Source organism: Acrocarpospora macrocephala, from assembly GCF_009687865.1.
Classification (GTDB): Bacteria; Actinomycetota; Actinomycetes; order Streptosporangiales; family Streptosporangiaceae; genus Acrocarpospora; species Acrocarpospora macrocephala.
In genome coordinates this window covers 1-18,905 of the sequence record NZ_BLAE01000047.1, presented here as the reverse complement: position 1 = coordinate 18,905, position 18,905 = coordinate 1, and the positions used below count along the sequence as shown (strand labels likewise).

Below are 18,905 nucleotides of genomic sequence, written 5' to 3'. Positions count from 1 at the left end.
CTGTGCACAAGCTTCTAGACATGGCCGACATCCTCACTATCTCCAACTGTGATCGGGTCATTGTCCCGCAAGATCACATTGTCGGGGCGCGCTCCGCCTCAGTCGGCAGGCTGTTACCCCGCTTACGGAGTATCGCCCAGCCGCCGAGCGCCAGACCCCCCCACGGGATCTCGATTGTGTACGTCCAGAACCCGAACAGCAGCGCCGCCGCAGTGGCCCCGCCCGCTGGCTGGCCAAAGGTGATCAGAAGCGCGGCCACCCCGCCCTCCATGATCCCGGCACCGGACGGCGTGATCAACGCGGTGGTCAGCACCCGGCTGAGCGCGAAGACGGCGATCGACTGGGCCAGTCCTGGATAAGAGCCGGTGGCCTGCAGGCAGAGCACCATGATCAACCATTGCAAGCCGAGGAACAACACCATTCCGGCCGAAAGCCCCGCCCACCGAGTGTGGACCACCCCGGCGGTGTCGGCCCTGAGCCGGTTCAACGCTTCAGAAGCGGCGTGTTCCGCCGGGCGGAAGCGATGCGGGAGCAGCTTGATCATCGTGTCCAGGGCCCGGCCGAGAACCGCGGCCGCCCGGTCCCAGTACAGCGCCGCCGCGACGACCGTGACCAGCGCCAGGATCGAGACGCCGCCGACCCAGCCCGCGCGGGACACGGCGGGACTCATCGCCTGCCCCGAGGCGACCAGGGCGAGGATCCCGACCGCCGGCAGGATGAACCGGAACAGCGTGTTCCAGATGCCGCTCACCAGCGTCAGCACCACCACCGAGCGAACCGGGAAGCCCCAGCCCTTGGTCATCGCGAAGGTGAGCGCCACCCCCGCCGCGCCGCCGAACGGCAGCAGGTTGCTGACCGCGCTGCCCGCCGCGTTCAAGGTCAGCCCCTGGGCGTGGCTGAGGCCGGGCAGCGAGCTGGTCAGCACGTGGCTGTAGGCGATCAGGCTGGCCAGCCAGACGGCCGCCATCAGCAGCACCGTGCCCCAGTCGAGCCGCCCGAACAGGGCGCCGATCTCGGTCCACGACACGTGCTTGCCGGTCAGCCCGCCGACGATGCGCGGCAGGAACACGATCAAGGTCACGGCCAGGCCGAGCGAGGCGGCCGACAGGGCCACCCGCAGCCACTTGTTCACGTTCCCCCTCAGCTCGGCTGGTCGAACGGATGTCTCAGCCGGGTTCCCGGCGGGAGGCCGCGCCGCACGTACCACTCGGTGCCGAACACGTAGCGGAAGATCGGGGCGGGGATTCTCAGCATCGCCCCCAGCGTACGGTCCCCGTCGCCGCCGGTGGCCTGGGTCGCGTGCGCGGACATCGCGGCCCGCTTGGCCTTCGCGTGTTTGCGCACGTTGATGCGGTGGGTGATGTCGGAACCCGCGGAATACGCGCTCTCGAAGGCGCGCACGTCGAGCTTGGGGTAGAAGCGGGCGGCCAGCCGGATGCCCTTCAGCAGCGGGTCGCGGTTGACCGTGGCCTCCAGCAGGATGGGCGTCCCGGCGATCTCTGCCGCCCGGGCGCCGACCCGGTGCACCATCACGTGGTCGGGGTGGCCGTAGCCCCCGGCCGGGTCGTAGATGGTGAGCAGTTCGGCCGTCTCCTCCTTGAGGATGGCGGCCAGCCGCTGGGCGGCCTCCTCCAGGTCGGCGTCGATGAACGCGTTGTCCGGCCGGTCCTCGGCCATTCCGCCGTCGGCGCCGAGCCCGCTGTCGCCGTACCCGAGCCGTACCACCCGGGCGCAGCCGAGCCGGGCGGCCGATGCGTACAGCTCGTTCATCCGGGCCGCGCCGAGCTCGTCCCCGTGCGGCATATCGGCCAGCCCGCGCTCCCCCGCCGTGGCCACCACCAGCACCACCCGGTGCCCTTCGGCGGCCAGCATCGCCATCGTCCCGGCCGTCAGCAGCGCCTCGTCGTCGGGGTGAGCGTGAAAGAACACGGCGGTCTGCACGCATCCAATGATCCCATGTCCCTCCACCCGCTTTGATGTGTCAGTCTGGCTCGGTGCGGATCCTTCATGTGAGCGACTGTTACCTTCCCCGGTTGGGCGGGATCGAGGTGCAGGTGGCGGACCTGATCAGGAGCCAGCGGGAGGCCGGCCACGAGGTGGTGGTGGCCACCGCGACGCCGGGGGAGCCCTTGCCGGGGGTGCGCAGGCTGGTTGCCCGGATGCCGTTCGACCTGCCGGTCCATCCGCGCGGGACCGGGCATCTGATCCGGCTGATGACGGCCTCCCGTCCTGATGTGGTGCACGTGCACACCGGTGCGGTCTCGCCGTTCGCCTGGATGGGCGCGCGGGCCGCGCACCGGGCCGGGCTGCCGACCGTGGTCACCGTGCACAGCATGTGGGATCCGGTCACCCAGGGCCTCTACCGGGCGCTGCGGGCGCTGGGGGACTGGCACCGCTGGGGTCTGGTGGCGACCGCCGTGAGCGAGGCCGCCGCCCGGCCGATCCGGGCGGTCGCGGGCCCCCGGGTGCCGGTGCACGTGGTCTCCAACGGCCTGGACCTCTCCGGCTGGGGTCCGTCGGGTCCGGTGCCGTCCGGCGATCCCGTGCACATCGTCGCGGTGGGGCGGCTGGCGCCGCGCAAGCAGCCGGTCCGGCTGCTGAAGCTGCTGGCGGCCACCCGGGCGCGGGTGCCCGCCGAGGTGGCGATGCGGGCCACCATCGTCGGGGACGGCCCGGCTCGGGGATCGATGGAACGTTACCTGCGGGCGCACGGCATGGACTGGGTGCACATGCCGGGCCGCTACACCCGCGACCAGATCCGCGACCTGCTGGCCGTGGCCGACGTGTTCGTGGCGCCCGCGCCGCGCGAGTCGTTCGGGCTGGCCGCGCTGGAGGCCCGGGCGGCCGGAGTGCCGGTGGTGGCCCGGGCCCAGAGCGGGGTCGCCGATTTCGTCAGGCCGGGCAAGGAGGGGCTGCTCGGCAGAAGTTTCGATGAGCTGGTCGGCTCGGTGGCCAGGCTGGCCAGGGATCCGCAGCTGCGCACCTCGATCGCGGAGCACAACCGGGAGACCGCGCCGGTGCGCTGCTCGTGGCCGGCCGTGCTGGAGGGATTCGACCGGTGCTACGCGCTGGCTCGGGGCGGCAAGTCGTGATTCAACAGGGAGTTCAGGCGCTTAGAACGGAAGTATCCGTCCGGACGGGGTGCGCAGGTCGATGGGGACGGGACGGCGTGGAGGCCGAGGCCGCTGAACGATCTGGACCCTTTTCACAGAGGCGCTCCTCTCATCGTTTGGTCTCAGCTTTCCCATAATTGCGCCAAGATCACGCCAGGCGGGTCACTTCGACCTTCACTACTTGTCTTCCCGCAGGTGGTCCTTGGTAAATACCTTTCAAAGGGGGTACGTCAGCGTAATCTCTCCCGCGCGCTACCACCACGTGTGATTCGCCCACTTTTGACTGATTTGTTGGATCAAGCGCGACCCAGTCCCCGGCCCAGTACTCCACCCACGCGTGGCTCTGCCCGAGCACCGGCTCGCCGATGGCCGCGTTCCGGTGCGGGTGCAGGTAGCCGGAGACGTACTTGGCGGGCAGCCCGGCCTCGCGCAGCAGCGCCACGGTGACGTGGGCCATGTCCTGGCAGACGCCCTCGCGCCGGTCCCAGGCCTCCTGCGCGCTGGTCAGCACCCCGGTGGAGCCTGGCACGTAGGCCACCCGCTCGTGCACCGCCCAGGCGATCGCCTCGGCCGCCTCGTGCGGGTCGCGGCCGGGCACCTGCGCCAGCCCGACGCCGGGGGTGATCGTGGTCCGCTCGGTGGGGCGCAGGTACTCGGCGACCGGCCCGTCCGCCGCCCGCAGCGCCGCCCAGCTCAGCGGCTTGCCCAGCGGGCGCGGTCCCGCCGTCTCCACCCGGCTCACCGCCTCGATGGTCAGCGCGCGGTGCCCGTTCGGCACGTCGAAGACGCTCACCTGGGTGCCCCAGTAATCGCGGTAGGTCCAGACCGGCGTAGTCGGGCGGATGGTCAGCCGCTGGTCCAGGGTGGTCTGGCCGCGGTCGTCCAGCGGCGTCATCCTGACCTCGTTGTAGGAGGACTGCGCCTCGCCCTCGTACTCCAGCAGGGTGAGGTGCCTGATCCTCACACGCCAGCCGTCTGCCATGTCGCGCCTCCCCACGCCACGTGCTGGAAGAACCGGTCGGTGATCGCCTCGGACGCGATCACGCAGACCGCCTGGAGGGCGGTGAGCAGCTCGGGCAGCTGGTCGTCCAGGTCGGCCACGTCGGCGTACTCCAGGGTCATCCGGACCCGGCCGATGGCGGCGCGGGCGGTGTCGGACATGCCGGCCCGGTCGTGGTCGGGGGTCAGCTCGGCCAGGCACTGTTCGGCGGTGGCCAGCGCGTGCATGACCGAGCGCGGGAACAGCCGGTCCAGCAGCAGGAACTCCAGCACCCGGCGGGCGTCGCCGCGATGGGTCCGGGTGAACGACTCGTCCGCGCCGCAGGCCTCCAGCAGCAGCCGTACGTTCCCGGTGTGGCCGGGTTCGTGGTGCACGGTCAGCAGGCGGGCGAGCATGTCCACCCGTTCCAGGCTGCGGCCCAGCACGATGAAGCGCCAGCCGTCGTCGCGGCTCATGGTGGCGTCGGCCAGGCCGAAGAAGAGCGCGGCTCGTTCGCGTACGTAGCGGAGGTAGCCGTGCGGGCCGAGGCGTTCCGCGCCGACCTGGCGGAGCGGCAGCTGGTTCCAGGTGACGTTGAGGCACTCCCACACCTCGCTGGAGACGATCTCCCGTACCCCGCGGGCGTTCTCCCTGGCGGCGCGCACGCAGCCGGCGATCGAGCCGGGGGTGTCGGAGTCGTAGGCCAGGCGCTGGACCATGGTCTCGGTGGTGGGGGACTCGGCGCCCTGGTGGCCGAGGGTGGCGAAGACGGTGGCCCAGTCCTCCTGGCCGACCAGCGCGCGGTGCAGGGAGACGTCCAGCAGGCGGGCGATGTCGTCGGAGCGCTCGACGTACCTGCCGATCCAGTAGAGGGTCTCGGCGATCCGGCTGAGCAGCTCGCGGGTCATTGCTGGCCGTCCCAGGCGGCGTTCCTGGTGGGCTCCCAGTGCACTTGGGCGGGGGTGGGTTCCGGCGGGGCCGGGCGGGGGCCGGGCTCCGACAGCACCCAGGTGTCCTTGGAGCCGCCGCCCTGGCTGGAGTTGACCACCAGTTCTCCTTCCGGGAGCGCCACCCGGGTGAGACCCCCGGGCAGCAGCCAGACGTCGTCGCCGTCGTTGACCGCGAACGGGCGCAGGTCGATGTGGCGCGGCCGGGGCAGGTCGCCGATGAGCGCGGGCGAGGTGGACAGCGCCACCGGGCGCTGCGCGATCCAGCCGCGCGGGTCGGCGCGCACCGCCTCGGCCAGCGCGGCCAGGGTCTGCTCGTCGGCCCGCGGCCCGATCACGATGCCCTTGCCGCCCGCGCCGTCCACCGGCTTGAGCACCAGCGTGTCCAGGTGCTCAAGCGCCCATTCGAGGGTGTCGGCGTCGGCCAGCCGGTGCGACTCGACGTTGCCGATCAGCGGCTGCTCGCCGAGGTAGTACTTCATCAGGTCCGGCACGTAGGTGTAGAGGAGCTTGTCGTCGGCGACGCCGTTGCCGACCGCGTTGGCGATCGTGACCGTGCCCGCCCTGGCCGCGTTGAGCAGGCCGGGGCAGCCGAGCGTGGAGTCGGCCCGGAAGTGCAGCGGGTCCAGGAAGTCGTCGTCCACCCGCCGGTAGATGACGTGCACCGGGCGCTTGCCGTGCGTGGTGATCATGTACGCGCGATTGTTCTCGCAGACCAGATCCCGGCCCTCGACCAGTTCGACGCCCATCAGCCGGGCCAGCAGCGCGTGCTCGAAGTAGGCGGCGTTGTAGACGCCGGGGGTGAGCACCACCACGGTCGGGTCGGTCACGCTGCCGGGGGCGGCCTTGCGCAGGGCCGCCAGCAGGCGCGGCGGGTAGTCGTCCACCGGCCGCACCCGCTGCTCGGCTCCGACGCCGTCCCGTCCAGGCCCCGCGAACAGGGCGGGCAGCGTCCGCATCATGGCCAGCCGGTTCTCCAGCACATAGCTCACTCCCGAGGGAGTGCGGACGTTGTCCTCCAGCACCCGGAAGTCGCCCGCCTCATCGCGGATGATGTCGATTCCGGCGATGTGCACCCGGACGCCGTTGGCCGGGCGGATGCCGTCGGCCACGCGGTGGAAGTGCGGGGAGGAGTGGAGCAGCCGCCAGGGCACGATGCCGTCGTGGAAGACCTGGCGGCCGCCGTACACGTCGGCGAGGAAGGCCTCCAGGGTGCGCACCCGCTGCCGGACCGCGCGGGCGATCAGGTCCCACTCGGCCGCGTCGATGACGCGGGGGATCAGGTCGAGCGGGAACGGGCGCTCTTCGCCCGCGTAGTCGAAGGTGACCCCTCGATCGGTGAAGACGCGGGCTAATTGGTCGGCCCGGAATCGCAGCTCGTCGGCTCCGAGCGGTTGCAGGGCCGCGAACAGCCCCTGGTAGGGCGCCCGGGGCACGCCCGGACGCTCGAACATCTCGTCCCATGCATCGGCCAGGGCATATGAGTCGAATATGTCCGCCATGACCGGAGGGTAGGAAACGGATGTTTCGCGCAAACTCCGGGATTGTTTCGGGCATTGGTCGTTCCGCCACGGAGATTGCGGCTCATCCTCACGGGAGGCGCAAGCTCACCCGCTCGTACGCCGACAACGCGAGCTCCCAGAACCGGTCCACCTGGATGGACGTCCCCACCTGCGCGTTGGCCACACGGTCGCCCAGCGCGAAATCGATCACCGTCATCCCCGAAGTGAACCGGCCGGCCGTCTCCACCTCGACCCAGGCGGGTTCGAACTCGATCAGGCTCGGGTCGGCCAGGTAGGCGAGCGCGCACGCGTCGTGGATGGCCGGCCCTTCGCTGGCGCTGACCATGCCGTAGAAGGTCGCGCACGGGACCAGCAGGTCCTCGCCGAGGCGGCCGAGCGCGCGCATGCGCTTCACCACGGCCTCGGTGGCCTGCGCGGTGGTGCTCACGTCCAGGCCGATCTGGGTGACCGTCCACCCGGCCCGGAACACGATCGCGGCCGCCTCCGGGTCGGCGGCGATGTTGAACTCGGCGGCCGGGGTGCGGTTCCCCCGGGTGTACGTCCCGCCCAGGATGGCGAACTCCCGCACCCAGTCGACCACCCGCGGCTCCTTGAGCACGGCCAGCGCGATGTTGGTGAGCGGCCCGATGGCGACCAGGGTGATCTCGCCCGGGTGGGCGCGCAGCGTCTCGATGATGTAGTCGCTGGCGTGCCCGGGCGCCACCGGCAGCGTGGCCTCGGGCAGCACCGCGCCGCCCAGCCCGCCGGTGCCGTGCACATGCGCCGCCTCGATCGCGCTGCGCAGCATGGCCCCGGCCGCGCCCGGGGTCACCGGCACTTCGGGAAAGCCCAGGAACTCCCGCAGCCGGAGCGCGTTGTCGGTGGTGCGCTCCAGCGAGACGTTCCCGCCGACGGTGGTGATGCCCACGATCTCCAGCGCGGGGCTGCCGTGCGCCAGCGCGATCGCCAGCGCGTCGTCAATCCCCGGATCACAATCGATAACGATCTTTTTTGGTGCCACGGATTGGAGCTTAGTAGTCAGACCCGCAGCCGGTGATTCACCCGGCGATCGATGAGAGCGCCGTCGATCAAGGCGGTGTCGATCTGCCGATGCATGGCGTGCGCCCGCTCCACCTCGCCTTGTGCCGCGCTCGCGTCGGCGAGATTCCTGACCACGTGCAGCACCGCCCCCGCGACCTCCTGGAGCCGGGTTTCTCTGGCCCAGTTCCCGGCCAGCGGATCAAGCCCCAGGATTTCCAGCATCGCGCGCACCTCGCCGCATTTTTCGGCGGCCAGTTTCGGGTCGCCGGAATCGAGGGCGGCGTTTCCCTCGTTCACCGCCGCGTGCACCCGCGACAGCGCCTGCGGCACGTTTAGGTCGTTCCCCATTGCCTCGCTGAACTGGGCCGGAAGCCGGTCGGCGGGGCGCTCGGCGACCCGGTCCACGAACCGCTCGACCCGCCGGTAGGCGGTGGCCGCCTCCTCCACCGCGGCCACCGAGAACTCCATCGGCGAACGGTAGTGCGCGGCCGCCAGGTAATAGCGGAGTTCGACCGGCCTGATGCGCCGGAGTAACGTGTGCACGGCCATCGGATTCTTCACGACTTTGCGAATCTTCTCGCCCCGGTGGGTGACCGGTCCGTTGTGAATCCAGAAACGCGCGAACTCATCTCCGGCGGCCCGGGACTGGGCGATCTCGTTTTCGTGGTGCGGGAAAATCAGATTGGCGCCGCCGCCGTGGATGTCGAATTCGTGGCCGAGATACTTGCGGGCCATCGCGGAACATTCGAGATGCCATCCGGGGCGGCCTTCACCCCACGGCGCGGTCCAGATCGGCTCGCCGGGGCGGGCTCTCTTCCATAATGCGAAATCGCGTGGATCGCGTTTTCCGTGGCTGTTCTCCTCGGTGCCGCGCATTTGGTCGTGGCGTTGCCCGGACAGCGCGCCGTACGCCGGAAAGGAACTCACCGAGAAATACACGTCGCCGTCCGCCTCGTACGCGTTCCCGGCCCCGAGCAACTGCTCGACGAGCTCGATCATCTCCGGGATGTGCCCGGTGGCCCGGGGCTCCACGCTGGGCGGAAGGCAGCCGAGAGCCTCGTACGTGCTGCGGAACGAGCGGTACACCGGATCGGTGATCCGCCACCAGTGCACGCCCTCGCTGAGCGACCTACTGATGATCTTGTCCTCGATGTCGGTGACATTCCTGCAGAATATGACCTCATATTCCAGGTGCCTCAGCCAGCGGTGCAGAATATCGAAATTCACCTGCGACCTGATCTGGCCGACATGCGGCGGGACGACCACGGTGGGACCGCACAGATAAAGCGAGACCTTTCCCGGAATTCGGGGGGAGAAATCGCGGACCGAGCGACTGAAAGTATCGTAAAGGCGGAGACCCACCTACCCGAGGGTAAGCGACCATTCCCGTCGCTGTCGATAGGATTCGACGAGGTGAGGGCTGCACATCACGAATGCCTGATTGTGAGACACGTCAAACGGCAATTAATAGGCCGGAACCACCCCGGGATCCCGCTTCCATGGTAGACATCCTGCCGTTGTTCCGCTAACACCGCAGCTACCGCGGCTAACGCTCTGCTAACACCCCAAGGTACGGCCCGCGTCCCGGTGTGGGTGGAATGGGGGCACGCGGGTCGCATGGATCGCGTGGCGCGAGCCGTACCGGCTGGGTGGCGGAGCTAGCAGCGGGATGGGCTAGCGGCGGATGACGTGGAGCACGCTCGCGATGCGCTCGGCGGCGGTGACGACGTCGGAGGCGTGGCCGATGCGGCCCGCCCAGGACAGCCAGTACCACCACTCGCCGTCGTTGGCGTTGGACGCGAGCACGTCCTCGGCCACCGTGGGGGCCATCGGGTTGACCACCCGCAACCGCGGGTAGAGGCCGGCCGGCGCCGTCAGGCGCACCTGGAACGAGTGCGCCTCCAACTGGGCGGCCAGCCGCTCAAGGTGGTCCATCGCCTCGCTGCGATCTGCCTTCATGGCCATCGTGGTCTCCCGGGGATGTTGGGACCTTTCACCGGAAAGGGTGAACCCGGGATGACCTACCGGCAATCCGACCCATTCGACGTATACGTGCAATAACCAGGGAACTCTGCGGTATTCCGTGGAACAGACACGGTTCTGGGGGCACGAACGCATAACGGTACTGGCGGTTGGGTGCGTGCCGGTTAACCTGTGGGAAATATCCGTAATAGCCGAACAGGGTGGTTCCCGGGCAGACTGGGGTACGGCCCGACCCCCAACCGTTCAACCCTGACGCCCCGTATCCAGTAGTGGAAGGGCAGGCACCATGGCCCGAGGAGAACACTCTCCAGCGTGCGCGCGCCGCTGGCGCGAGCAGGCGGAAGCCCGGCAGTGGACACTGTGGCAGACGGTCCAGGCGATCCACGGCTGCTGCGGCGTCAGCATGCTGAAGGCCCATCGCCTCGGGCGCGGCTGGTCGGCCCGCCAGGCGATCGAGGAGCTGGAGTTCCTCTGCGAGCAGCAGGCGCTCGGCCTGCCCCGGGCCAGCATCGACCTGCTGAACGCCTGGGAGAACAACCGGGCCCGCCCCCGGCCGCAGACCATCGACCTGCTGGCCCGGCTGTACAAGGCCAACGCGGTCCGGCTCGGCTTAGCCGCCGACTACTGCGACGACCCGGGCGGCGGCGGCCAGAAGGTGGTCGTGGTCGCCAACGGCTCCAGCGACGACGGCGTGCACGTGGAGGACCTCGCCGACGACGACACCGACCGGCGCGCCCTGTTCCACCAGGCGATGCTCGCGGGCACCCCGAACGGACGTTTCTTCGCCGAGGTGGAGGGCACCCGCCACGATGTGGATCGGTCCCTCGCCACCGGCAGCGTCACCGAGGACCAGCTCGACCGCCTGGACGAGCAGGTGCTCCGCTACCGCCGGGAGTACATGACCACCCCGCCGATGCCGATGCTCTGCCGGGTGATGCTGGAACTCGCCGACGTGCGCAAGCTGGCCGGGGCCCGGCAGCTGGCCAGCGTGCAGCGCCGCCTGCTCACCGCCACCACCATGCTCTCCCTGCTGACCGCCGACGCGCTGATGAAACTCGGCGACACCCGCCAGGCCCACGCCTGGTACGGCACCGCCCGCACCGCCTCCGACGACATCGGCGACCTGCGCCTGCGCGCCCTCGTCCGGGCCAACCAGACGATGTTGCCCTACTACTACGGCGACCTCACCGAGACCGTCCGGCTGGCCCGCGAGGCCAGGATGCTGGCCGGCTCCGCGCCCAGCTCCCCGGCCGCGCTGGCCGCCGCCGCCGAGGCGCGCGCGCTGGCCCGGATGGGCGACCGCAAGGCGGCCAGGATCGCGCTGGCCGAGGCCGAGCAGATCTTCGCCCGGATGCGCGGCATGAGCCAGGACGACCTGGCCTTCGTCTTCACCGAGAAGCGCATGACCTTCTACCGCACCGGCACCCTGCTGGAGCTCGGCGACGAATCCCAGGTGCAGGGCCTGGAATCGCTCGGCGGCGACATCCAGACCGGTTTCCAGACCATCGACCCCGCCCTGATCCTGCTCGACCAGGCCACCCACCTGGCCCGGCACGGCGACCACGACGAGGCCTGCCGGCTGGCCGCCCAGGCGCTCGGCCAGGTCCCGGCCGAGCACCGCACCTCGATCGTCGTCACCCGGGCCAGGGCGCTGCTGGCCGACGCCGACCCCCGGCTGCCGTCGGTCCGGCACCTCAACCAAGTCCTGTCGGAGTCCTCCCTCCGGCTAGCCATATGAACCACACCATCGCGCATCCCTTCACCGGGAAACCCCTGGCCGAAGAGGCCTTCGGAGTGCTGCGCGCGGTCTGCGGGCAGATCGGCGTCGAGGCCGAGGGCGCCCGGCTGATGCGGCTGCGCAGCAACGCGGTGTTCAAGCTCAGAAGCGAGATGGTGGTCCGGATCGCGACCGCCCCCGACGCGCTCACCCGCCTCCCGGTGGTGCTCGCCGTCGCCCGCTGGCTCGCCGACCGGGGCTTCCCCACGGTGCGCCCGGTGGACGAGATCCCCGGCCAGCCCATCGTGTACGGCGGGCGCGCCGTCACCTTCTGGCGCTACGTCCGCTCCAACGGCCGCCCGACCACCCTGGAGCTCGGGCGGGTCCTGCGCAACCTGCACCGCGAACCGGTCCCGCCGATCAACCTGCGCCGCCTCACCGATCCGCTCGCGGAGGTGCGGCACGCGGTCGAGCACCGGGCCGAAGTCCTCACGCCGTACCAGCGGGCCTGGCTCGGCGACCGGATCTCCAGCCTCACCGACCGCTGGCAGAGCCTGGAGTCGGGCCCTCCGGTCCTCCTGCACGGGGATGCCTGGATCGACAACCTGCTGCGCTGCCGGGACGGCCAGGCGGTGCTCTGCGACTGGGACGGCGTCGCGGTCGGCCCCCGCGAGTGGGACCTGGTGCACACCTACCACGGGCAGCGCCGGTTCGGCCTGACCCCGGGCGAGGTGGACGCGTTCGCCCACGCGTACGGCTCGGACCTGCGGGAGTGGCCGGACTTCGGCACCCTGATGGAGATCAGGGACATGTACGCGGTGGGCGTCCACATTAGGAACGCGACCGGCGACCCGTTCTCCCGGCAGGAGTTGCCCCGGCGACTTGACTCCTTGACTCGGGGTGACGGCGAGGCGCGGTGGTACATGGCGGCCCCGACCCTCAGCTGACAGGGGGTCTGAGCTGCGGGGAGGGGCCCTGTTTGGACATCCGGCCGAGGGCGGGTAGGCTGCTCGTGTTGCAGTGGTGTTTGTAAAAAAGCGCCTCGGGACCTTCCCGATGGAATGTTCCGACAGCGGGCGTGCTTGCTTCTCCAGCGTATTGCGCGGATGCAGGGTAGGGTCCGCTAAGCAGCCCCGTGTCCCCGACCTGGTGGCACGGTGAGGCTCCCGTAAAAGGAGAAGCAGTTGTCTGAAGGCACGGTCAAGTGGTTCAACGCCGAAAAGGGCTTTGGGTTTATCGCTCCGGACGACGGTACCCCTGACGTGTTCGTGCACTACTCGGCGATCACGTCGAGTGGTTACCGCAGCCTCGACGAGAACCAGCGCGTCAGCTTCCAGACCGTTCAGGGCCAGAAGGGCCCCCAGGCCGAGAACGTAACGCCGCTCTAAGCCTGTTCGAGACAGCAACCCGCATCACATCTGTGGTGCGGGTTGTTGTTTTCCGGGTAGGTGCCGCGGTCATGCGGCTGAGCCAGACCTCTGAACTGTGGTGGAAGAACGCGATCGTCTACTGCCTGGACATCGAGACCTACGCGGACGGCGACGGCGACGGGATCGGTGACTTCCAGGGGGCGATCCAGCGCATCGATCATCTGGACCGGCTCGGCGTCACCTGCGTCTGGCTGATGCCGTTCTTTCCCACCCCTGACCAGGACGATGGGTACGACATCGTCGACTTCTACAGCGTCGATCCCCGGCTGGGCACGCTGGGGGATTTCGTGGAGTTCGTGCGGGTTGCCCGGGATCGGGGCATTCGAGTTATCGCCGACCTGGTCGTCAATCACACCTCCGACCGGCATCCCTGGTTCCAGGACGCGCGCGCCAGCCGGGACTCCCGGCATCGGGACTGGTACATCTGGTCGGATCGGCCGGAACCCGACGATCCGAAGGGCGTGGTCTTTCCCGATCAGGAGGACAGCCTGTGGGAGCTGGACGAGGGAAGCGGCCAATACTACTTCCATCGTTTCTACAAATTTCAGCCAGACCTAAACACCGCCAACCCGGACGTTCGCAATGAAATCGCAAAAATCCTCGGATTCTGGATGGAACTCGGACTTTCCGGGTTCCGGGTGGATGCGGTGCCGTTCGTGGTGGAGCGGGTGGTGGACAGTGACACGCTCCCCGACCCGCACGACTACTTCGCCGAGTTACGGGCGTTCATGAACCGCCGGGACGGTGGCGCGATCCTTCTCGGCGAGGTCAACCTCCCCTATGCCGAGATATTGACCTATTTTGGCAACACGCTGCTGGGCAACGAGATCACCGTGTGCTTCGACTTCATCGGCATGCAGCGCATGTATCTGGCCCTGGCCCGCCAGGACGCCCGGCCCCTGGCCGCCTCGTTGCGAGACCGGCCGAAGCCGCCCAGGGACAGCCAGTGGGCGATTTTTGTCAGAAATCATGACGAACTCACCCTGGACAAGCTGTCCGAAAAGGAGCGCGAGGAGGTCTTCGAGGTCTTCGCCCCCGACCAGGACATGCGGATCTTCGACCGGGGGATCCGGCGGCGGCTGCCCACGATGCTGGCCGGCGACCAGCGGCGCGTCCGGCTCGCCTACAGCCTGCTGTTCTCGCTGCCGGGCACCCCCGTGCTCTTCTACGGCGAGGAGATCGGCATGGGCGAGAACCTCGCCATCGAGGGCCGATCCTCGGTGCGCACACCCATGCAGTGGACCCCGAACCTGCACGGCGGCTTCTCCACCGCCGAACCCGCGATCCCGATCACTTCCGGCGCGTACGGCCCGAAGCGGGTCAACGTCAGCGCCCAGCGGCGCGACCCCGGCTCGCTGCTGATCTGGATCACCCGGCTGATCGAGCAGTACCGGGAATGCCCCGAACTCGCCTGGGGCGACTACGCCGTGCTCGACGCGGGGGACACCGCCGTGCTGGCCCATCGGGCCGACATCGACGGCGGAACCGTCCTGGCGGTGCACAACTTCGCCGACCGGAAGATCGACATCGAGCTCACCCTGGACGGGCTGGACTCCGGCAAGGTGCTCACCGATCTGCTGCTGGATGGGACGATCGAGATCTCCGACAAGGGCTTGGCCAGATTCGACCTGGAACCCTATGGTTGCCGCTGGTTCCGTGCCTCGGCTCCGGAAACGGCGCCCGCGGATTCGACGTCACCCTGACGGGTCCCTTAGGCGCTGACCTGGGCCGATAGGTGCCCACCCCACCCCAACCCCGATGCATACCGAACTATCGGCCTAGGGCGGGATAAGGGGGCTATCAGGGGTTGGTGGGGCCGATCTCCGATGGGGGTGAAGGACGCTTCCCAGGACAGTCGATGTCATGGGAATGGTGTTCGGATTCTTGATCACTTCGGTTGGCGTGGCCGCCATGGCGGTCCTGCATGCGGTGTCCGGGTTGAACCCGTTGCGGGACATGATCAGCGAATACGCCTGGGCGGCGCATGGCTGGCTGCTGCCGGTCGCGCTGACCGCGCTGGCCGTCGGTTCTGCGGTGCTGGCGATCGGGCTGGCGCGGCTGGACCGCAGGGCGGCGCTGCTGGTCGGGGTGTGGTCCGGATGCCTGCTGATGGTGGGCGCGTTCCCGACCGACCGCCCGGGGTTGTCGTTGTCGCTGGCCGGGGGTGTGCACCGGTATGCGGCGCTGGTCGCGTTCATCGCCATGCCTGCGGCGGGGCTGCTGATCGCCAGGCGGACCGGGTCACGAGTGATCCGGGTGCTCAGCTACGTGGCGATCGGCTCGCTGGTGATGGTGGTCGTGCCGTACGCGATCAGGATGCTCGGGCTTGACCCCGGCCTGGTGCCCGGCGGGCTGACCCAGCGGGTGACCGTCCTGTCGGAGGTCGCCGCGCTGCTGGTGGCCGCCGGGCACGCGTACCGGCTGGAAAGGCTAGATGAGACCCAGCGCCTGGACCGCGTCGCGCTCGTCCAGCAACTCGCGGACCGACAGGTCGATGCGCTCGCGGGAGAAGGCGTCGATGGCCAGGCCCTGGACGATCTCCCAGTGGCCGCCGGTGGAGGTCACCGGGAAGGAGGAGATGAGGCCTTCGGGCACGCCGTACGAGCCGTCGGAGACGACGGCGGCGGAGGTCCAGTCGCCGGGGGGCGTGCCGTGCACCCAGGTGTGCACGTGGTCGATCGCGGCATTGGCGGCCGAGGCCGCGCTGGACGCGCCGCGCGCCTCGATGATGGCGGCGCCGCGCTTGGCGACCGTCGGGATGAACGTGTCCCGCAGCCACTCCCCGTCCACCTGCTCGGCGGCGATCTTGCCGCCCACCTCGGTGTGGTAGAGGTCGGGGTACATGGTGGGGGAGTGGTTGCCCCAGATGGTCAGCTTCTTGATCTCGGTCACCGGGACCTGGAGCTTGGCGGCCAGCTGGGAGAGCGCCCGGTTGTGGTCGAGCCTGGTCATCGCGGTGAACCGGTCGGCCGGGACGTCCGGCGCGTGGCTGCGGGCGATCAGCGCGTTGGTGTTGGCCGGGTTGCCCACCACGAGCACCCGGACGTCGTCCGCGGCGTGGTCGTTGATGGCCCTGCCCTGCGGGCCGAAGATGCCGCCGTTGGCCGACAGCAGGTCGCCGCGCTCCATCCCGGCCGTCCGCGGCCGGGCGCCCACCAGGAGCGCCACGCTAGCGCCGTCGAAGGCGACGTTCGGGTCGTCGGTGATCTCGATGCCCTGCAGCAGCGGGAACGCGCAGTCGTCGAGCTCCATCGCGGTGCCCTCGGCCGCCTTGAGTGCCGGAGTGATCTCCAGCAGGCTCAGTGAGACAGGGGTTTCGGCCCCCAGCAGTTGCCCCGAAGCGATGCGGAAGAGCAGGGCGTAACCGATCTGCCCGGCCGCGCCGGTGACGGTCACTTTGACGGTCATGACGATCCCCTTTGGCGAAAAGTATGTCCTCCGGAGCCTACTCGCATGCTTGTCTGAGGTGGTTCAGGAGGTCGGTGTCGGCGGGGACGAGCGGGAGGCGCACGGGGCCCGCGGGGAGGCCGCGGTCGTTGAGCAGGGCTTTGACGGCGACGGTGCCGGGGGCCTTGGTCGTGATCGCGGAGACGATCGTGGTGATGTGGTAGCGGATGCCTTCCTGGGTGGGGCGGCTGTAATAGGGCGTCACCACCAGCAGGCCCTCGGCGCCCGCCTTCTCGGCGGTTCTGGCCAGCTCGACGGCGTGGCGGGTGTCGAAGCTGCCCGCCCCCGCGATGATCGTCGCCCGGCCGCCGACCGCTTCGGCGACCGCGCGGATCAGGGTCTCCTTCTCCTCGTCCGAGGTCGTCGGCGCCTCGCCGGTGGTGCCGTTGAGCACCAGGCCGTCGCAGGCCTGGTTTTCGATCAGGTACGTCGCGAGGGTCTGGGCACCTTCGGCGTCGAGTGAACCGTCAGTGTGGAAGGGCGTCACCATCGCCACGAGCATCGTCATACGACGACTCTGGGAGAACCGGATGGTGTAGGTCCAGTTAGATCTGGTTCGCTGAGAGTTAAGCGATGCTTCCTGGTTTGTGGGCAGGGCCGTGGGGGGCGTGGCAGTGCGAGTCCGGGTCGCCGATCCGCAGGAGTTCGGGGGTGGCGTGGTCGACCTGGAGGGTGGTGTGCTCGATGCCGTACGTGTCGTGCAGGAGGTGCTCGGTGGCCAGGCGGATGGCGTGGCAGTCGGCGGACGGGTCCACCAGGACGTGCGCCGACAGCGCGGCGTAACCGGAGGTGACCTCCCAGACGTGCAGGTCGTGCACCTCGACCACCGAGCCGAGCGCCGCCATCCGGCCGCCGATCTCGTTCGGGTTCATTCCCGCCGGGGCGGCCTCCATGAAGACGCGGCCGGAGTCGCGTACCAGACCCCAGCCGGCTTTCAGCATCAGCGCGGCCACCACCAGGGCGGCCAGCGCGTCCGCCTGGGACCAGCCCGTGAGCAGGATGACGACGCCGGCGATCGTGGTGGCGATGAACGCGTACAGGTCGTTGAGGACGTGCTGGAAGGCGCCCTCGATGTTCAGGCTGGTCCGGTTGGCGCGGCTGATCAGCCAGGTGGCGGCCAGGTTGACGACGATCCCGGCCAGGCCGATGACGACTACGAGCCCGCCCTCGACCTCGGGCGGGGTGATCAGGCGGCGGATGCCCTCGTAGGTGAAGTAGGCCGTGAGCAGCAGGAGCGTGATGCCGTTGGCCTGGGCGCTGATGATCTCGGCGCGTCTCAGGCCGTAGGTGAAGCCGCCCTGCGGGGGCCGGGCGGCGATCCGCATCGCGATCAGGGCCACCACAATGGCCGCCGCGTCGGTGAGCATGTGGCCGGCGTCGGAGATCAACGCCAGCGAGTGAGCGATGAGGCCGGCGATCACCTCGCCGACCATGAACGCGACGATCAGGAGCAGGGCCCCGGTCAGGTAACGTCCGTCTGCTTCCCTGGTGAGAGCGTGCCCATGACCGTGTCCGTGTGCGTCACCGCTCATGTGACGAATATACGAAACCTATGAGTAGTCGGAATGGTTGGTCTTGGACCCTCCCGACCTGGTCAGGCGCATGACGCCCATGGCGACGAGCGCGAGCACGCCGATGATCAGAACCCACTTGAGCATGCTGACCACGAAGCCGATCAGCCAGCCGATGACGAAGAAGCCCACCACGACCAGCGCGGCGATCATAAGAATGCGTCCCATGCCTTCACGGTACGACGCGTACGCCCAAGAAGCGCGTCCTGGACCGCAACCTCAGGGATAAGTCAGGGTGCGCCGTCCGGGTCGGGCTTGGGGTTTGACTCTGACATTGTGTGAGGGTCTAGACCTGGGGGCGTTATGTTCAGCATCGGAGATTTCGCCAGAATCGGCCGCGTGTCGATACGCATGTTGCGGCACTACGACACGGTGGGGTTGCTACGACCCGCTTGGGTCGATCCGGCCACCGGCTACCGCTACTACCAGGCCGCCCAGCTGTCGCGGCTCAACCGGCTGATCGCGCTCAAGGACCTCGGGTTCACGTTGCAGCAGGTCGCGGGTGTGCTCGATGACAAGCTCAGCGTGGATGAGCTGCACGGCATGCTGCGGCTGCGGCAGGCCGAGCTGGAAGCCCAGGTGGTCCGGGATCGGGCCCGGCTGGCCGGTGTCCTGGCGAGGATCCGAACGATCGAAAGGGAGGGCGTCATGCCCGCCGACATCGTCGTCAAGAGCGTCCCCGCCATCCGCGTCGCCGAACTCTCCGGCGTGGCGGAAAGCTATGAATTCGAACACATCAGCCCGGTGATCCAGCCCCTTTACCCCGAGCTGATGAGCCGCCTGGAGAAAGCCGGAATCACCCTCACCGGCCCTGGAATCGCCTACTACGAGCTGGTCCCCGAGGGAGTCCGCGTCCACGCCAGCGTCCCGGTCAACGTAGACCCAAGCGACACCCACGATTTCACCATCGTCGACCTCCCAGCCATCGACAAGGTCGCCACCCTCCTCCACCACGGCCCCATGGACGACGTCGACTCCTCCGTCCAGCAACTGGCCCGCTGGATCGAAGAGAACGGCTACCGCAGCGTCGGCTTCACCCGCGAGGTCTACCTGGAGTACGGCATGGGCGACCCCTCCACCTGGGTAACCGAACTCCAGGAAGCCATCCTCCCGGCCTGAAAATTGCTCGCGCGCGATCTCCCACCCACCCATCCCTTTGCTTCCCCTCGGGCTCC

At 69.0% G+C, this 18,905-nt stretch carries 17 protein-coding genes and 2 pseudogenes; 7 read left to right on the top strand and 12 right to left on the bottom strand.

Translation table 11 applies throughout. The features are described 5' to 3' along the window. Positions 1-73: 73 nt before the first annotated feature. Positions 74-1,132: a lysylphosphatidylglycerol synthase transmembrane domain-containing protein gene (locus Amac_RS35240; protein WP_155358750.1), complete on the bottom strand. Its 1,059-nt coding sequence runs from the start codon at positions 1,130-1,132 to the stop codon at positions 74-76. A gap of 8 nt (positions 1,133-1,140) precedes the next feature. After that, on the bottom strand, positions 1,141-1,941 hold the full coding sequence (locus tag Amac_RS35235; protein WP_246268934.1) for a PIG-L family deacetylase: 801 nt from the start codon (positions 1,939-1,941) through the stop codon (positions 1,141-1,143). Between the two features lie 53 nt (positions 1,942-1,994). Here Amac_RS35235 and Amac_RS35230 point away from each other — a divergent pair, with 53 nt between their 5' ends. Then, positions 1,995-3,092: a glycosyltransferase family 4 protein gene (locus Amac_RS35230; RefSeq protein WP_155358749.1), complete on the top strand. Its 1,098-nt coding sequence runs from the start codon at positions 1,995-1,997 to the stop codon at positions 3,090-3,092. Between the two features lie 169 nt (positions 3,093-3,261). Here the strand turns inward: Amac_RS35230 and Amac_RS35225 are convergent, their stop codons facing one another. The 6 genes from Amac_RS35225 to Amac_RS35200 form a co-directional block, all read right to left on the bottom strand. Beyond that, positions 3,262-4,077, bottom strand: a complete 816-nt coding sequence (locus Amac_RS35225) for a transglutaminase family protein (RefSeq protein ID WP_246268933.1) — start codon at positions 4,075-4,077, stop codon at positions 3,262-3,264. Continuing rightward, positions 4,074-5,000 carry an alpha-E domain-containing protein gene (locus Amac_RS35220; RefSeq protein WP_155358747.1) on the bottom strand — a complete coding sequence of 309 codons (927 nt, stop codon included), beginning with the start codon at positions 4,998-5,000 and terminating at the stop codon, positions 4,074-4,076. Before Amac_RS35220 ends, Amac_RS35225 begins: the two co-directional genes overlap by 4 nt. Continuing rightward, complete coding sequence (locus Amac_RS35215; RefSeq protein WP_155358746.1) at positions 4,997-6,541, bottom strand: circularly permuted type 2 ATP-grasp protein; 1,545 nt, start codon at positions 6,539-6,541, stop codon at positions 4,997-4,999. The genes Amac_RS35220 and Amac_RS35215 overlap by 4 nt, the downstream gene beginning before the upstream one ends. 88 nt (positions 6,542-6,629) lie before the next feature. After that, entirely contained in the window at positions 6,630-7,562 is a 933-nt protein-coding gene (locus tag Amac_RS35210; protein WP_155358745.1) for a nucleoside hydrolase, read from the bottom strand. 17 nt (positions 7,563-7,579) lie between these two features. Continuing rightward, positions 7,580-8,944 (bottom strand): cysteine--tRNA ligase, encoded by a 1,365-nt coding sequence (cysS, locus tag Amac_RS35205; protein WP_155358744.1) that lies wholly within the window; start codon positions 8,942-8,944, stop codon positions 7,580-7,582. A gap of 312 nt (positions 8,945-9,256) precedes the next feature. Then, positions 9,257-9,547, bottom strand: a complete 291-nt coding sequence (locus Amac_RS35200) for a hypothetical protein (RefSeq protein ID WP_239162152.1) — start codon at positions 9,545-9,547, stop codon at positions 9,257-9,259. A 304-nt stretch (positions 9,548-9,851) separates the two neighbouring features. On the opposite strand from Amac_RS35200, the gene Amac_RS35195 reads away from it, so the two are divergent. From Amac_RS35195 to Amac_RS58140, 5 genes and pseudogenes are all read left to right on the top strand, one after another. Continuing rightward, positions 9,852-11,303: a helix-turn-helix domain-containing protein gene (locus Amac_RS35195; protein WP_155358743.1), complete on the top strand. Its 1,452-nt coding sequence runs from the start codon at positions 9,852-9,854 to the stop codon at positions 11,301-11,303. Continuing rightward, entirely contained in the window at positions 11,300-12,229 is a 930-nt protein-coding gene (locus Amac_RS35190; protein ID WP_155358742.1) for a phosphotransferase enzyme family protein, read from the top strand. The genes Amac_RS35195 and Amac_RS35190 overlap by 4 nt, the downstream gene beginning before the upstream one ends. Before the next feature lie 237 nt (positions 12,230-12,466). Next, positions 12,467-12,670, top strand: a complete 204-nt coding sequence (locus Amac_RS35185) for a cold-shock protein (RefSeq protein ID WP_155336120.1) — start codon at positions 12,467-12,469, stop codon at positions 12,668-12,670. Positions 12,671-12,741: 71 nt separating this feature from the next. Beyond that, on the top strand, positions 12,742-14,415 hold the full coding sequence (locus Amac_RS35180; protein WP_155358741.1) for an alpha-amylase family protein: 1,674 nt from the start codon (positions 12,742-12,744) through the stop codon (positions 14,413-14,415). A gap of 160 nt (positions 14,416-14,575) precedes the next feature. Beyond that, positions 14,576-15,058 (top strand): annotated as a pseudogene (locus Amac_RS58140) (DUF998 domain-containing protein); the annotation flags it as partial. 84 nt (positions 15,059-15,142) lie between these two features. On the opposite strand, the gene Amac_RS35170 reads toward Amac_RS58140, so the two are convergent. From Amac_RS35170 to Amac_RS35155, 4 genes and pseudogenes are all read right to left on the bottom strand, one after another. Further along, a complete protein-coding gene (locus tag Amac_RS35170; RefSeq protein WP_155358740.1) occupies positions 15,143-16,120 on the bottom strand; it encodes a malate dehydrogenase in 978 nt (325 codons plus the stop codon). A gap of 175 nt (positions 16,121-16,295) precedes the next feature. Beyond that, positions 16,296-16,661: pseudogene (locus tag Amac_RS35165) on the bottom strand (dihydrodipicolinate synthase family protein); the annotation flags it as partial. Between the two features lie 64 nt (positions 16,662-16,725). Continuing rightward, a complete protein-coding gene (locus Amac_RS35160; protein WP_155358739.1) occupies positions 16,726-17,691 on the bottom strand; it encodes a cation diffusion facilitator family transporter in 966 nt (321 codons plus the stop codon). A gap of 18 nt (positions 17,692-17,709) precedes the next feature. Next, entirely contained in the window at positions 17,710-17,898 is a 189-nt protein-coding gene (locus Amac_RS35155) for a hypothetical protein (RefSeq protein ID WP_155358738.1), read from the bottom strand. A gap of 135 nt (positions 17,899-18,033) precedes the next feature. On the opposite strand from Amac_RS35155, the gene Amac_RS35150 reads away from it, so the two are divergent. Beyond that, positions 18,034-18,849: a MerR family transcriptional regulator gene (locus Amac_RS35150; protein WP_155358737.1), complete on the top strand. Its 816-nt coding sequence runs from the start codon at positions 18,034-18,036 to the stop codon at positions 18,847-18,849. Positions 18,850-18,905 lie beyond the last annotated feature (56 nt).